The organism is Rhizobium sp. AG207R (assembly GCF_027109195.1).
GTDB classification, from domain to species: Bacteria; Pseudomonadota; Alphaproteobacteria; order Rhizobiales; family Rhizobiaceae; genus Rhizobium; species Rhizobium dioscoreae.
This window is the reverse complement of the sequence record NZ_JAEPVT010000017.1, coordinates 94,770-110,487: the sequence shown is the minus strand read 5'-3', so window position 1 is coordinate 110,487 and position 15,718 is coordinate 94,770. Positions and strand designations below refer to the sequence as shown.

Below are 15,718 nucleotides of genomic sequence, written 5' to 3'. Positions count from 1 at the left end.
AAAGCATGTCGCGCAAAAGTGTGCAGCGGTTTTGCGACAACGACCTGCGTCAAATCAAGATCCTAAAGCGCAAGAAGCGAATCTGAAAGATCTCGGTGCGCTTTAGGCACGCCATCATCATGCGCCATGCCGAAGGAACCTTACCATGTCTTTTCCCGACGAGATCGAGCCGGATCTTCCTTTCCTCACCTCGCTTCGCCGCAATCTTCATGCCCATCCCGAACTCGGCTTCGAGGAGGAGCGCACCAGCGGCATCGTCGCCACTTTGCTGGAAGAGGCAGGGCTGACGGTGCATCGCGGCCTCGGCAAGACCGGTGTCGTCGGCACGCTGCAGGTCGGCAATGGCACGCGTCGCATCGGCCTTCGCGCCGATATGGATGCACTCGCCATGCCGGAAAAGGCCAATCGCCCGTATAAATCCACCATTCCGGGCAAGATGCATGCCTGCGGGCATGATGGCCATACAACCATGCTGCTCGGTGCCGCTCGTCATCTGGCGGCCACGCGCAGCTTTTCCGGCACGGTGCATTTCATCTTCCAGCCCGCCGAAGAAGGTCGAGGTGGTGCCAAGCGCATGGTGGACGAAGGCCTTTTCGATCTCTTTCCCTGCGATGCCGTTTACGGGTTGCACAATATGCCCGGTCTCGCGGTCGACGAGATGGCCGTTGTCGAAGGGCCGCAGCTTGCCTCGTCGGACAGCTGGCGCATCACCTTCCGCGGTACCGGAACCCACGGCGCCAAGCCGCATCTCGGCAAGGACCCGATCACGGCGGCAGCAACCTTCATTTCCGCGCTGCAAACCATCGTCGGCCGCGTCGTCGATCCGCTGCAGCCAGCCGTCGTCAGCGCTTGCTCGCTACAGGCGGGCGATCCCAAGGCGCTGAATGTGATACCAGATACGGTCGAGATCGGCGGCACGGCGCGCGCCTATACGCCTGAGGTCCGCGATCAGCTGGAAGAGGAGATCGGTCGTCTGGCGCATGGGACTGCAGCCATGTTCAACATTGCCGTCGACTATCAATTCGAGCGCCGCATCCCGCCCGTCGTCAACGATGCCGATGCCACGGCGCGGGCGCTGCAAGCTGCGACGACTGTTTTCGGCGAGAATGCGCTGACCCGCTTTCCGCCATCGACAGCCGGCGACGATTTCGCCTTTTTCGGCCAGAACGCCCCCGGCTGCTATGTCTGGCTCGGCAATGGCCCCGCCGTTGACGGTGCCCTGCATCACAATACCGCCTATGATTTCAACGACGAGGCGATCGCCTCCGGCGTGGCCTTCTGGACGACACTGGTCGAGCAGGAATTGAGAGAGCAGTGAGACGATTCTCAACGTGCCTCACTGCAGTACATCCTGTATCACCGCAGCTTGAGAGTTTGAGATACGATATTTCTCCGTCACTTCTCAGCGGCCGGCTTCCCGCATCAGCGCATCGAAGACGATCCGGCGCGCCCTTTCCGCGTCTATCTCCGCGGCGAAATGCGCATTGAATTGCCCATGCGAGGCCCGCGTTTCGACGACGGTGCGCCCGCGCGTATGCTGCCCCTGCAGTTCCGCGTCGATCCGAGCATGCCGAAGGGTGGCGATGTCAGGTTCGACGAAAATGGCGGCCGCTGTTGGATCGTAGATCGCCATGGCCGGTCTGCCGCGGCTGACGGCGATGTTGATGTAGCCTTCCAGCAGGTCTGCAAGCAGTTGCGCCTTTTCTCCGGCTATCTTCCGGATATGGGTGACATCTTCCGGCCAAGCCAGCACCTTGCGGCAGATATCGAGATCGACCATACGCAATGGCAGGCCATGCGCAAGGGCGATCCCAAGCGCCTCCGGATCGGCAAAGGCATTGAATTCCGCCGACGCCGTGTGGTTGCCCGAGGTGACGCCGCCACCCATCCAGGTCAACTCGTCGATGCGGGCGGCGAGATCCGGCCGTGCCAGCGCCAGCGCCGCGATGTTCGTAAGCGGTCCGAGCGCCAGGATGCGCTTCGGGCCGTTTCCGTCGGAAAGCCAATTGCTGAGGGCGTCAAAGGCATCGCTCGCCGGAAGCGGGTTGGCCGGCGGCAGGCTTCTGCCCGCAGTGGGAATGCCGGTCTGGCCGAGAATGCCCTGTGCCGTCTCCAGCTTGCAAAGCACGGGCAGCTCACGTCCGGTATGGATCGGAAACGTCCAGTTGAAAACCGCAGCCGCGCTCGCGGCATTAACCTGGACATGAGACAGTGGCGCATTGCCGCTGACAAGCGAAACACCGTCGATGACAAGATCCGAATGCGCCACCACCAGGATGGCGGCGATGTCATCGAATCCCATATCGGTATCGATCCAGATTCCCATGCCTTATCTCATCGACGGTATGAATTGACGCGACGGCCGTCTCGGCCCGTCGCTTCGGATGACGGCATCCCTTGCCATCCGGCGAGATGGACGCGGGGCGCGCAAGGACGCGCACCCGCAGATGGCTTAGCTGGCGAGGGCGTCGAGGATGCGGATCCAGGAGCGGATGCCCTTGTGATAGGAGCGCAGCTCGTATTTCTCGTTCGGCGAATGGATACGGTCGTCGGAGAGGCCGAAACCGACGAGCAGCGATTCCATGCCGAGCATCCTTTGGAAGTCGCCGACGATCGGGATCGAGCCGCCTTCGCCGACAACGATAGCGGGCTTTGGCCACTCGTTGGAAAGTGCCGTCTTTGCCTTGCTCAGCACCGGCGAGTCGTAGGAAAGCTGGATAGCCGGCGAGCCGCCATGCTCATGGAATTCCACCGAGCAATCCCCAGGGATCTTCGAGCGTACATAGGCGCGGAAGCTCTCGCGGATCGCCGCCGGGTTCTGCTGGCCGACCAGGCGGAAGGAGACCTTCGCCGATGCTTTGGCGGCGATCACGGTCTTGAAACCGGCGCCGGTATAGCCGCCGGTGATGCCGTTGACTTCCGCGGTCGGCCGCGCCCAGATCAGCTCCATTACAGAACGGCCCTTCTCCCCCGAGGGAATGGACAGGCCGACTTCGCCGAGGAATTTTTCCGTCGTCATCCCGAGCGTTTCCCAGGAGGCCTTGATATTAGCCGGCGTTTCCTCGACGCCGTCATAGAAGCCGTCGAGCGTTACGCGCCCGGTCTCGTCATGCAGGCCGGCGAGAATATCGGAGAGGATGTGGATCGGATTGGCGGCGGCACCGCCGAACATGCCCGAATGCAGGTCGCGGTCGGCGGCGTTGATAATGATCTCCTCGCCGACAAGGCCGCGCAGGCTGGCCGAGATGGACGGCGTTTCACCATCCCACATGCCGGTATCGCAGACGAGGGCGAAATCCGCCTTCAGCTCGGCGGCATTGGCTTCGAGGAAGGGCTTGAGCGAGGGCGAGCCGGATTCCTCTTCGCCTTCGAAGAGGATGGTGATGCGCACCGGCAGTGCGCCCCTCGTTTCCTTATAGGCGCGCACCGCTTCGACGAAGGTCATCAGCTGCCCCTTGTCGTCGGACGTGCCGCGGCCGGTTAGGACCTTGCGGCCATCGCCCAGGTCCTTGATTTCCGGAGCGAATGGGTCGCTTTCCCAAAGCTCGAGCGGATCGACGGGCTGCACGTCATAGTGGCCGTAGAACAGCACATGCGGTGCATCTGCGCTGCCGGCATCGTGATGGGCGACCACCATCGGATGGCCGGGTGTATCGCGCAGGGAGGCCTTGAAGCCGATCGAGTTCAGGTAGGTGGCGAGCCATTCCGCCGCCTTGCGGCATTCCGCCTTGTAGTCCGGATCGGTCGAGATGGACTTGATGCGCAGCAGTTCGAAGAGATTGTCGAGGCTGGAAGGGAGGTTCTGATCGGCGCGGTCGAGAACGGGCGATAGATCGGTCATATCCGACTCCTTACATGAGATTTGGATGGACGATAGACCAAAGCCCGCCGGGTTTCGAGGCGTTAAAACTGAAAATTTACCGTAGCTTGCGTCTTTCGATCGAGGCACGCTCTTATGTGATTAGTTGCGCATGTAGTTTACAAGTTTTTTAGATTATTAGAAATAACGTCAATCCAGAAGCGTATTCTGGAGACGCGTAATGTTTTCAGTGATTGCATGTATTCGTGACGATCATGACTTCAGGCTTATTATTGTAGCGGCGATCATCTGCCTTATCGGCAGTCTTGCCACCATGCTCCTTTTTTCGCGTGCGCAGGAATGCCAGTCGCATCAGCGCCGCTATTGGATTGTTGCTGCGGCTTTTGCCAGCGGTGTCGGCATCTGGGCAACGCATTTCATCGCCATGCTCGCCTATCAGAGCAGTCTTCCGATCTCCTATGGCGTTTCACTGACGGTGCTTTCGGTGGTCTTTGCCATCGTCGGCTCATGGCTCGCGATTGCCGTTGCCTTCGAATGGGATAATCGCGTTTCCTTTGCGGTCGGCGGCATGCTGATGGCGTTTGGAATAGCCGCCATGCATTTCACGGGAATGCAGGCCGTCGAGGCCTCGGCAGAGCTCTCCTTCGATATACCGCGCGTCGTCGCTTCCATCGCCATTGGTGGCGTCTTCTCCTCACTGGCTTTCCTAGTGTTTCGCAGCTTTCCTGGCTTCAGGCGTATCATGGCTGGCGCTCTTCTTCTGCTGCTTGCGATTTGCTCCCTGCATTTCACCGCGATGAGCGGCGTCACGCTGACGCCCGAAGTGACCCTGCCGGGTGCTGCCCTCGCCATGGATCGAAGCATCCTTGCCGGCATCGTCATGGCTGCCGCGATGGGGCTGATCCTCATCGCTCTCGGCGCCATCTTCATCGATCGTCATTTGACCGACCTCCGGGGTTTCGCCAATGCTTCGCTGGAAGGGCTGCTCATCGTCCGCGACGGTCGGGTGATCGACGCGAACGAGCGGTTCTTCGCCATTTCCGGCTGGTCGGCGCAGCAGGTGATCGGTGTCGCGCCAGATGTCTTTCTGAGCATCGACATGGATATCCATACCGAAGCCGCCATTCCGCTGGAAACAACGCTGTCGGGGTGCGATGGCAAGGCGATCCCCGTCGAGACCGTGCGGCGCTCCATCACCTATCGAGGCCACGAATGCAGCGTGCTTGTCGTGCGCGACCTGACTGAGCGTCGCCAGGCGCAACAGATGATCGAGCACCTGGCCCATCACGATATATTGACCGATCTGCCCAATCGCTCGCTGTTCGATCAGCGCATGCGCCAGGCACTGCAGATGGTAAACCGCAGGGGCGGCGAAGTCGCGATCTTCTGCCTGGACCTCGACCGCTTCAAGGCGATCAATGATGTCTTCGGTCACGCCGAAGGAGACCGTATCCTCTGCAAGGTCGCCGGCATCCTGCAGCGCGCAATCGAGGATGGCGATACGGTGGCAAGGCTCGGGGGCGATGAGTTCGCCATCATCCAGCCGAAGCGCCGGCAGCCCGAAGGAGCAACCCGCCTTGCCGAGCGCATTCTCGCCGAATTCGGCATGGAGATGGATACGGCGCGCGATCCGACGGCTGTCGGCGTCAGCATCGGCATTGCCATCTATCCGCGTGACGGCACGAGCGCAGAGCAGCTTTACGCCAATGCGGATATGGCGCTTTATCGCGCCAAGCATGCGGGCCGTGGCCATGCCTGCTTCTTCGATGCGGAAATGGACAAGGCCGTGCGCACGCGCCGTCAGCTAGAGAACGATCTGCGCCAGGCCATTCTCCGCCGGCAGCTCTTTCTGGAATATCAGCCGATCTACGACGTCGGCAGCGACAGCGTCAGCGGCTATGAGGCGCTATTGCGCTGGGCGCATCCGGATCGCGGCGTGATCGACCCGGAGACGTTTATTCCCATTGCCGAGGAAAGCGGATCGATTGTGGCGATCGGCGAATGGGTGCTGCAGCAGGCATGCCAGGAGGCGACGCGCTGGAGCGAGCCCGCGAATGTCGCGGTCAATCTCTCACCGCTGCAATTCATGGTCCCGACCCTTTACGACCAGATCGAACGGATCCTGCGCAAAACCGGCCTCGATGCGCAGCGCCTCGAACTGGAGATCACAGAGGCTGCCCTGATGCGCGAGCGCACGGCTGTCATCGCGACCCTGCAGCGGCTGCATCGCCTCGGTGTGCGCGTGGTCATGGATGATTTCGGCACCGGCTTTTCCTCGCTCAGCAATCTGCGCGCCTTCCCCTTCGACAAGATCAAGGTCGACCGCAGCTTCACCGGCGCCCTCGAACACGATCCGGCAGCACGCTCGATCGTCCGCGCCATCATCGGCCTCGGCCACAGCCTGAACATGCCTGTCGTTACGGAAGGTGTGGAAACGGAAACCCAGCGTCGCATCGTCATCGAGGAAGGCTGCGCTCAGCTTCAGGGAATATTCTTCGGCAGGCCGGATGTCGGACCCAGCCAACATCAAGCTGCGCTGGATAAGGTGGTCGGACGGGGCTAGGGCTTTTTGCCGCTTTGACGCGTGCAGCCATTTCATGCAATCCTAGGCGGAAAACCGTTAAGTCCTTCCATGGAATGCCCTAGAGCTGCTTGGCATTCTCTAGCACACGCCGGATATATTCCAGCAGCAGTTCGCGCTCGAATTGACGAAAGTCTTTGAGGAGATCCGTGTCCGCGGCCATGGCGGCTTCGATCGCTTCCGCCTGCATGGCTGCGGCCTTGTTCGTCAGGAAGACCAGTTGCGCCCGCTTGTCCGAAGGATGCGGGCGGCGCTCCACCAATCCGTCCCGTTCCATGCGCGACAGCGTATTGGCCATTGTCGCCTGTTCGATGTCGACCCTATCGAGCAGCTGTTTCTGCGTGAGCCCATCCTCGGACCACAGTTCCAGCAGGATTGGAAACTGACCGGGGGAAAAGCCGAGCTTCGCCGCGCGTTGTTGTAGCGAGCGAGCGAATCCCTTTGCCATCTGACTGGCAAGGTAGGCGGCGGAGTCCATCCGATTAAATCCCATGATTGCAAATATGCCGACAATTCAAGGTCAAGACAATCGGCAATTATTCAGGTAGAGACCCCTGAAATCAGCAACTTCAGTCGATTTTTTCACGTTCACTGGTTGTATTTTTTGCATGAAAAAGCCGCCATGGCCTGGAGGGGACGCCATGGCGGCTTTCGAAAGGGGGACAAAGGCCCGGAGAGGGGATAGGCCTTTGTCCAAGTCTGACATGGCGGGGGACAGGCCGGTTGCCAGACCCGCGGCGTATCAATCGCCGGTGAGTATGATTTGAGGTTTCGAATGTGGTTTTTCAAGGGAATGCGCAGATTAGATTGATTAAAAGTTAGTAACGTTTCGGTGAGAGATTTGGCCTTCCCACCAAAGTAATTCCAGGAAAAGTGTATCGCGGTTTTCCGTCCGGAATTGCGTAAAAACAAAAGATAAAGCGTTTGCGCGATTTGAAGAAAAGCGGAAGCGCTCTAGCCTGCAAAACTGAAGTTTATATGGACGTTGGAGGTACGTCACGCTATCCATGCTTCCATGAAAAAAGGTGATCATCTCTTCCTCGTCGACGGCTCCGGTTTCATATTCCGGGCCTTTCACGCCCTGCCGCCGCTGACGCGCAAGTCGGACGGATTGCCCGTCGGCGCCGTCTCGGGTTTCTGCAACATGCTGTGGAAGCTTTTGACTTCGGCGCGCGATACCTCCGTGGGGGTGACGCCGACCCATTTCGCCGTCATCTTCGACTATTCGTCGAAGACCTTCCGCAAGGACATCTTCCCGGAATACAAGGCCAATCGCTCGGCGCCGCCGGAAGAGCTGATCCCGCAATTCGGCCTCATCCGCGAGGCGACCCGCGCCTTCAATCTGCCCTGCATCGAGACTGACGGCTTCGAGGCCGACGACATCATCGCCACCTATGCCCGTCAGGCGGAGGCAGCCGGCGCCGACGTGACGATCATCTCGTCCGACAAGGATCTGATGCAGCTCGTCACACCCATGGTCCACATGTATGACAGCATGAAGGACAAGCAGATCGGCATTCCCGATGTCATCGAAAAATGGGGCGTGCCACCCGACAAGATGATCGACCTGCAGGCCATGACCGGCGACTCCGTCGACAATGTCCCCGGCATCCCCGGCATCGGCCCGAAGACGGCGGCGCAGCTTCTGGAAGAATTCGGCGATCTCGATTCCCTGCTCGCCCGCGCCGGCGAGATCAAGCAGCAGAAGCGCCGCGAAAACATCATCGCCAATGCTGAACTCGCGCGCATTTCGCGGCAGCTGGTGACGCTGAGGACCGACGTGCCGCTGGAACTTGCGCTCGATGCGCTGGTGCTCGATCCGCAGGACGGCCCGAAGCTGATCGGTTTCCTGAAGGCAATGGAATTCACGACCCTGACGCGGCGCGTGGCGGAGGCCTGCGACTGCGATGCGGCGGCAATCGAGCCCTCCATCGTCAAGATCGAATGGGGCGAGGGCGCTCATGGGCCCGATCTCGATGTCGGCGAGAATGTCGATCTCGTCGCCGGCAGCGTTGTCGAAGCCGAAGGGGCATCGGTCCCGGCGCCATCGGCCAAGGCGCGTCTGGCTTTGGATGGCACCACTGCGCCGGAGGATCTCGCCAAGGCGCGCGCCGCAAGTTTCGCGAGCGCGCCGATCGATCATTCGAAATATGTGACCATCCGCGATCTCGCCACGCTCGACCGATGGATCGCGGATGCGCGCGAAACCGGCATCGTCGCCTTCGATACGGAAACGATGTCGCTCGATGCGATGCAGGCCGAAATCGTCGGCTTCTCGCTGGCGATCGCCGATAATCGCGATGATCCGACTGGCGCTTCCATCCGCGCCGCCTATGTTCCGCTCGGTCACAAGACCGGTGTCGGCGATCTGCTCGGCGGCGGCCTGGCGGAAAACCAGATTCCGCTTCGCGATGCACTGCCGCGCCTGAAGGATCTGCTGGAGGATGCCTCCATCCTGAAGATCGCGCAGAACCTGAAATACGACTATCTTCTGATGAAGCGTTACGGCATCGAGATGAAATCGTTCGATGACACGATGCTGCTCTCCTATGTGCTCGACGGCGGCGCCAACGCCACGCATGGCATGGACAGCCTTTCCGAGCGCTGGCTCGGCCACAAGCCGATTGCCTACAAGGATGTGGCCGGCAGCGGCAAGTCCAATGTCACCTTCGACCTCGTCGATATCGACCGCGCCACAGCCTATGCCGCTGAGGATGCCGATGTGACGCTGCGTCTCTGGCTGGTCTTGAAACCACGACTGGCGGCAGAAAAACTCTCAGTCGTCTACGAGCGGTTGGAGCGGCCTCTGGTGCCGGTGCTTGCCCACATGGAAGAGCGCGGCATCACCATCGACCGGCAGATACTCTCGCGCCTTTCCGGCGAGCTGGCGCAGGGTGCTGCCGCTCTCGAGGACGAGATCTACAATCTTGCTGGCGAGCGCTTCAATATCGGCTCCCCGAAGCAGCTCGGCGATATCCTTTTCGGCAAGATGGGATTGGCTGGCGGCAGCAAGACCAAGACCGGGCAATGGTCCACCTCGGCGCAGGTGCTGGAAGATCTGGCCGCGGCCGGTTTCGAGCTGCCGCGCAAGATCGTCGACTGGCGTCAGCTCACCAAGCTCAAGTCCACCTATACGGATGCGCTGCCGAGCTACGTCCATCCCGAGACGAAGCGCGTTCACACCTCCTATTCGCTGGCCTCCACCACGACAGGGCGCCTGTCGTCCTCCGAGCCGAACCTGCAGAATATTCCGGTGCGCACGGCAGAAGGCCGCAAGATCCGCACAGCCTTCATTTCGACGCCGGGCCATAAGCTCGTCTCCGCCGACTACAGCCAGATCGAACTGCGCGTCCTGGCGCATGTCGCCAACATCCCGCAGCTCAAGCAGGCCTTTGAGGACGGCATCGATATTCACGCCATGACGGCCTCTGAAATGTTCGGCGTGCCTGTGGATGGCATGCCGAGCGAGGTGCGCCGCCGCGCCAAGGCGATCAACTTCGGCATCATCTACGGCATCTCCGCCTTCGGTCTCGCCAACCAGCTGTCGATCGAGCGCTCGGAAGCCGGTGACTACATCAAGAGGTATTTCGAGCGCTTCCCCGGCATCCGCGATTACATGGAAGGCACCAAGCAGGCCGCTCGCGACAAGGGCTATGTCGAGACGATTTTCGGCCGCCGCATCCATTTCCCGGAAATTCGCTCCTCCAACCCCTCCGTCCGCGCCTTTAACGAACGCGCCTCGATCAACGCGCCGATCCAGGGTTCGGCGGCTGATGTCATCCGCCGCGCCATGATCAAGATGGAGCCGGCGCTAGCTTCGGCCGGCTTGGGCGATCGCGTCCGCATGCTCTTGCAGGTGCACGACGAACTGATCTTCGAAGTCGAGGATGCCGATGTCGAGCGCACCACGCCGATCATTGTCTCGGTCATGGAAAACGCTGCCATGCCGGCGGTTGATATGGCCGTGCCGCTGAAGGTCGATGCGCGCGCCGCCCACAATTGGGATGAGGCGCACTGAGCGGAAGCGATCTGGAACCGGTCAAACCGGAATCCGAGCCGGAAGACATGGTGGCCGTCGCCTTATCGACGATAGGCCGCATGCCGATTATGGCGTGCGGCAGGCCATGCCGAAGGGCGGAACCGTCAGCTGGTTCTTCTATTGCGGTGAATATTCCGACGCCGAAGACTTTTACCAGCCTGTTCACACAGCCCACCTAAGCGAGCTGTTGCCTGGCGTAGTCAAATACCTCCGGCTTCCGGTCGGAACGCGGTTCATCATCGACGATCAGGGTTATGAGGATGTGTGGCGGGTCGAATGATCTTCGATTGTCGCCATCAGACTATTTGCGGACCAGCGTTTCCAGGACGGAAATAATGGCGCGTTCGGCCTCTTCGAGCGTGCCGCTATTGTCGATATCGGCGACGTCGTAGCTGCCCTGAACGGTCAGTGCGCTTCTCTCCAGACGCTTCAGCACATCTTCGCGGCTCTCGCGTCCGCGCGCCATCAGTCGTTCGGCCAGCACTTCGCGGGACGCCGTGATGTTGATGACCTTCAGCCGCGGAAATGCGGCCTGGAAGCGGTGAAGCGCCGAGCGCGAGCCATTGGCGATGACCAGATTGCCGCGAGCGAGTTCATCGGTGACTTCAGCCGGAATGCCGTATTTCAGCCCATGCGCCTCCCAGGAAACGGCAAAGGCGCCGGCTTGCTCCATTCCATCGAAGTCAGCTTCGGAAACGCTTCTGTGGTCTTCATTGCCGGCATCGCCGTCCCGCGTGATGACGCGGCGGACGAAATGCACGTCAGACCGGCCGGCAAAATGCCGGGCGGCCAGATTCATCAGTGTATCCTTGCCGGCGCCGCTCGGCCCGACAACGACGGCCAGCGTGCCTGCTGTCGCATCCGTCAGGCCGAGGTTAGCCGGCTTGATCTTGGTTTCCGGGCTCATGCGACCCGCCGCCCTTCTCGCCAGACGGAGCGCGTGACCGGCACGCCGTGATCGCGGCGAACGCGCACGAGATCCGCCCGCAGCCCTTCGGCAATGCGGCCGCGGTCATTGAGACTGACCGTCTTTGCCGGCGTCGCCGTCACCATGGCAATCGCCTGCGGCAGCGAAATGCCCTCAACCTCATCAGCCAAGATGAAGGGTGCATGCAGCAGGCTGAGTGGCACATAGTCGGAAGACAGCACGTCAAGGACGCCGAGTTCGGCCAGATCGCGGGCGGCGATATTGCCCGAATGCGACTTGCCGCGGACGATGTTCGGCGCGCCCATCAGCACGCTCATGCCGGCGCCGTGCGAAGCCTTGGCGGCATCGATACTGGTCGGGAATTCGGCGAGGCGAACGCCGTAGTTGATGGCTTCGTCGACATGGGCAAGCGTCGCGTCGTCATGGCTGGCAACGGTGATGCCGCGATCGGCGCAGACCTTGGAGATCGCGTCGCGATGCGGCGTAGCATACTTGGCCGATTCCTCCTGGCGCTTGGCGACGAACTTGGCAAAGGCCTCGTCGCTGAGCCCGCGCTTCTTCTGATAGTAGAAGATATACTGATCCATGGTCTGGAACTGGCGCTGACCCGGTGCATGGTCCATCAGCGAGACCAGACGCACGTAAGGGTCCTTCTCGAAATCCTGGAAGTGGTCGAGCACGTTGTCGGAGGAGACTTCGCAGCGCAGATGGATCAGGTGATCGGCGCGCAGGCGATCTTCGCTTTGGGCGGCCTGGATGGCATCGGCCATATCACGCATCTCGCCCTTTTCGAAACCGCCGTCCTCGTCCGAGCCCATGCGTAGGCAGTCGAACACGGTCGTGATGCCCGAGGTGACGATCTGGGCATCATGCGCCTGGATCGCCGCCGTCTTATTCCACCGCACGCCCGGGCGCGGAGAATAGTGCGCCTCGAGATGGTCGGTATGCAGCTCGACCAGACCAGGGATCAGAAAATCGCCCTCGAAATCTTCGCCGATATCGGACTTGCCCTCGGAAATGGCGGCAATGCGACCGTCGCGAATCAGCACGGAACCTTCGACGATCTTGTCTTCGAGGACGATGCGGGCGTTGGAAAGGACGGTTTCTTTGGTCATATCGGCTCTTTCATATTAGGCGCCGGCAAGCGGCAGCCAGGAACGGACGGTAAAGGGAGCACTACGCTCTTCTTCGACGAAGACGGCGAGGCCGGAGATATCGAGCGGCTTGCCGGTATGTTCGGCGAAGCGCTCGGCGAGGATTGCCTGCAATTCGGGCTGACGCTCGGAAGGTACGCGTCCCGTCAGCGTCATGTGGAAGCGGAATTCGTCGTTGACGTAAGGATAGCCCCACCGCAGCAGATTGGCGCGCTGCGGCTCGGTCAGGCCTTCCGGCTTGCGTCGCGCGATATCGTGATCCGACAGCGGCGCGCGGAATGGCTCGAAGGTCTTGACGACGCGCGAGGCGAAATCCTGCAGCGGCTGGTAAACGGAACCGGGAACGAGCGCAAAGAAATGGCCGAGCTGGCCAAGCACCAGCTCCGGAATGGTGAAAGCCTTGGTTTGCGAGGCGAATTCGGCGGCGACTTCGAGGAGATCGCGCTCGGTCACAGAAGCGGCTAGCTCGAACGGCGCCTTCAGCGTGGCATGGAAGCCGTAGCGGCGCGGATCGGCCGTCAGCTCGGCATGACCTTCCGGCAGCGGCGCCATGGCCTTGTCTGAAAAAATCTCATTCGAAAATGCATCGCGGCCCAGCCAGCGGGCAGCGAGAGATGTCAACGGATCGTCTTTGGGCGGCGTGAAATAGAGAGCATAGCGCAAGGCTGCATTCCTTGGAAAAATCGGCTGCGCGAGACACTGTTGGGTGATTTGCGACAAACCGCAAGAGCAGCAAGGCAGCAACGGTTCGAATCCGGCTAAAGCCAGCTTGGCCGCTGCGGTCTTGCCGGCCTGCGCTATCGGATTCCCGTGACAGAATGATGATGCGGAACGATTTTTTCCCGTTCTTTTTTATTTCGTTCGCGTGCCCATCAGCCGAGAGCGCAGGGCGTTGGATGCGGCGTCGAACAGGAAGACAACGATGAGGATCAGCAGCACCATATAGGCGACGTTTTCCCAGTTGGCATTGGTGCGCATTGCTTCCCAAAGTTTGAGGCCGATGCCGCCCGCGCCGACGGCGCCGATGATGGTCGCGCCGCGCACGTTCGATTCCCACTGGTAGAGCGTCTGGCTGACGATGACGGGCACGATCTGCGGCATGATCCCGTAGCGATGCACGAGAATGGTCGGCGAACCGGTGGATTTCACGCCTTCGCGCGGCTTGTTGTCGATGTTCTCGAGGCCCTCGGAATAGAGCTTGCCAAGCGTGCCCGTCTCGGTGAGGAAGATCGCGCCGCTGCCCGCGAGCGGGCCGGGGCCGAAGGCGCGCGTCAGGAACAGCGCCCAGATCAGCATGTCGACCGAACGCAGGAAATCGAAGAAGCGCTTGAGGATCTGGTTGACGAGTCGGCTCGGCGTGATGTTGCGAGCCGCCAGGAAGGCGAGTGGGAAGGCCGCGAGCGAGCCCAGCAGCGTGCCGAGGAAGGCCATGACGATGGTCTGGAACAGCTTGGTCCAGACGTCGCCATGCTGCCATGCGCCATTGTTCCAGATATTGTCGAAGGCCAGCGAGAGATTGGACTGAGCAGGATCGAGCCGCGGCCCCGAAACGATCAGGCTGATGACTTCGCTCGCCGGCTTGTCGAAGAAGGGCGAATGCGTATCGAAGACGAAGTTGGCCCAGCCGATGAACCGCTTGCGGATCTTCACGCGGTCGGTGGAAATGCTGGCGTCGCCTGCAAAGCCGAGATTGACGAGAATATTGTCGTCATAGACGGTCATCCAGCTTGGAACGGGCTCGGAACCGACGATTTTCGGCACATCGCCGGCAATATCGATCGGAATCGTGATGCCATGCGCGGTCACGATGGCCTGCGTCTTGGTGACGGTTACCGTGCGGCTTGTGCCGCTGACAGAAACGGTCATGCTGCCATCGGGATTGGTCTTCACCCAGTCCGGGTTTGGATTATCGCCCAGGGGCGAAAAGCGCGGATATTTGATGCTGATCTTGTCTCCGGAGATGCGGAATTCCGGCTGCACGTCATAGCTCACCCATTCGCTGAGATAGATGCCGACGCGCTCCCAATGCGCTTCCGAAATGACCTTCGGCAGGTCGAAGAACCACACGGCATAGATGCCGTAGAGGATGACGCCGATGAAGATCATCAGCGCGCCGAAGCGCTGGCGGAAGGACCGGTGAAGAACTTCCGGGTAACGCGCTTCGATTTCCTGCATGCGGCCGGCGTCGATGACGGACATGGATAACCTCAATGCTGCAAAAGGAAGGCATGCTCGCCGACGAGGCGGCGGCGGAGCCATGCGGAAAACTGGTCGACGGCGATGATCGTCAGGAAGAGAAGCAGCACCAGCGCCAATGTCTTGGCGCCGAAACCGCGTGAAATCGCAAGTTTGAGCTCCTCGCCGATGCCGCCGCCGCCGACGGCGCCGATGATGGTTGAGGCGCGAACGTTGATCTCCAGACGCAGCAACGCGTAGGACATGAAGTTCGGCAGCACTTGCGGCAGGGCGGCAAAGCGCACGCGCTCGCTCCAGCTCGCGCCGACGGCACGCATGCCTTCGTCAGGCTTCATGTCGATATTCTCGACCACTTCGTAGAAGAGCTTGCCAAGCGCGCCGATCGTATGCAGGCCGACGGCGATGATCGCGGCGATCGGGCCGATCGACAAGATCGCCGAAAACAGGCCGGCGATGACGATTTCCGGAAAGGCGCGCAGAAGTTCCATGATGCGCTTCGTCACCAGCCGGATCGGATGGGACGGCGACATGTTGCGGGCGGCAAAGAAGCTCAAGGGTACGGCAAAGACGAAGCCGATGATGGTCGATACCAGTGCCACGTTGATCGTGATGATCATCAGCTCGAAATATTCGGGGATATAGAAATCGCCCCAGACATAGACGCGACCGAGCGGGAAATTGAATTCCTCGCCGCCGGCGCCATTCGCCCCGTTCGGGCTCGGCAGGTCGAAGAGCGCGCGGTAGACGTCGGCCCAGTCCTTCGGAATGAGCCAGCTCAGGAAATCGAAGAGATGCGGCAGGCGGTCAAAGAAATGCCCGGCGTTGTTTTCGTCGGCGAAGCGCACCGAGCTGACGAAGGCGACGAGCAGGATCACGAGACCGATGCCGGTGTAGAAGCGGCGCTTGGCCACCATCTTGCTCCAGGCGTCGCCGATCTCCTTGGCGCTCTGTGGCGCGCTTTGCATGTTCGGGTGCGTATCGGCGATCGTCATGAAATCCT

12 protein-coding genes are annotated in these 15,718 nt (G+C 60.8%); 4 read left to right on the top strand and 8 right to left on the bottom strand.

What is annotated here, in order from left to right; translation table 11 throughout:
- The first annotated feature begins 145 nt into the window (after positions 1 to 145).
- Positions 146 to 1,318 carry a M20 aminoacylase family protein gene (locus JJQ51_RS30745; protein WP_269245693.1) on the top strand — a complete coding sequence of 391 codons (1,173 nt, stop codon included), beginning with the start codon at positions 146 to 148 and terminating at the stop codon, positions 1,316 to 1,318.
- Positions 1,319 to 1,402: 84 nt separating this feature from the next.
- Here the strand turns inward: JJQ51_RS30745 and JJQ51_RS30740 are convergent, their stop codons facing one another.
- A complete protein-coding gene (locus JJQ51_RS30740; protein ID WP_113390786.1) occupies positions 1,403 to 2,326 on the bottom strand; it encodes a nucleoside hydrolase in 924 nt (307 codons plus the stop codon).
- A 126-nt stretch (positions 2,327 to 2,452) separates the two neighbouring features.
- Complete coding sequence (locus JJQ51_RS30735) at positions 2,453 to 3,841, bottom strand: M20/M25/M40 family metallo-hydrolase (protein ID WP_113352064.1); 1,389 nt, start codon at positions 3,839 to 3,841, stop codon at positions 2,453 to 2,455.
- A gap of 199 nt (positions 3,842 to 4,040) precedes the next feature.
- Between JJQ51_RS30735 and JJQ51_RS30730 the strand changes: the two genes are divergently transcribed.
- Entirely contained in the window at positions 4,041 to 6,383 is a 2,343-nt protein-coding gene (locus tag JJQ51_RS30730; protein WP_269245692.1) for a bifunctional diguanylate cyclase/phosphodiesterase, read from the top strand.
- Positions 6,384 to 6,462: 79 nt separating this feature from the next.
- On the opposite strand, the gene JJQ51_RS30725 is transcribed toward JJQ51_RS30730, so the two are convergent.
- Positions 6,463 to 6,879, bottom strand: coding sequence for a MarR family winged helix-turn-helix transcriptional regulator (locus JJQ51_RS30725; RefSeq protein WP_113333869.1), 417 nt, complete (start codon positions 6,877 to 6,879; stop codon positions 6,463 to 6,465).
- 537 nt (positions 6,880 to 7,416) lie between these two features.
- On the opposite strand from JJQ51_RS30725, the gene polA reads away from it, so the two are divergent.
- A complete protein-coding gene (gene polA, locus JJQ51_RS30720) occupies positions 7,417 to 10,419 on the top strand; it encodes a DNA polymerase I (RefSeq protein ID WP_113395912.1) in 3,003 nt (1,000 codons plus the stop codon).
- Positions 10,382 to 10,720: an immunity protein Imm33 domain-containing protein gene (locus JJQ51_RS33005; protein ID WP_442966481.1), complete on the top strand. Its 339-nt coding sequence runs from the start codon at positions 10,382 to 10,384 to the stop codon at positions 10,718 to 10,720. The genes polA and JJQ51_RS33005 overlap by 38 nt, the downstream gene beginning before the upstream one ends.
- Before the next feature lie 21 nt (positions 10,721 to 10,741).
- On the opposite strand, the gene phnN is transcribed toward JJQ51_RS33005, so the two are convergent.
- The 5 genes from phnN to phnE (JJQ51_RS30695) form a co-directional block, all read right to left on the bottom strand.
- Positions 10,742 to 11,347, bottom strand: a complete 606-nt coding sequence (gene phnN, locus JJQ51_RS30715) for a phosphonate metabolism protein/1,5-bisphosphokinase (PRPP-forming) PhnN (RefSeq protein ID WP_113351510.1) — start codon at positions 11,345 to 11,347, stop codon at positions 10,742 to 10,744.
- Complete coding sequence (locus JJQ51_RS30710; protein WP_113351509.1) at positions 11,344 to 12,483, bottom strand: alpha-D-ribose 1-methylphosphonate 5-triphosphate diphosphatase; 1,140 nt, start codon at positions 12,481 to 12,483, stop codon at positions 11,344 to 11,346. The genes phnN and JJQ51_RS30710 overlap by 4 nt, the downstream gene beginning before the upstream one ends.
- A 15-nt stretch (positions 12,484 to 12,498) precedes the next feature.
- Positions 12,499 to 13,185 carry a DUF1045 domain-containing protein gene (locus tag JJQ51_RS30705; protein WP_113351508.1) on the bottom strand — a complete coding sequence of 229 codons (687 nt, stop codon included), beginning with the start codon at positions 13,183 to 13,185 and terminating at the stop codon, positions 12,499 to 12,501.
- Positions 13,186 to 13,374: 189 nt separating this feature from the next.
- Complete coding sequence (gene phnE / locus JJQ51_RS30700; protein WP_113333864.1) at positions 13,375 to 14,721, bottom strand: phosphonate ABC transporter, permease protein PhnE; 1,347 nt, start codon at positions 14,719 to 14,721, stop codon at positions 13,375 to 13,377.
- An 8-nt stretch (positions 14,722 to 14,729) separates the two neighbouring features.
- Positions 14,730 to 15,710 (bottom strand): phosphonate ABC transporter, permease protein PhnE, encoded by a 981-nt coding sequence (gene phnE / locus JJQ51_RS30695; protein WP_113351507.1) that lies wholly within the window; start codon positions 15,708 to 15,710, stop codon positions 14,730 to 14,732.
- Positions 15,711 to 15,718: the final 8 nt, after the last annotated feature.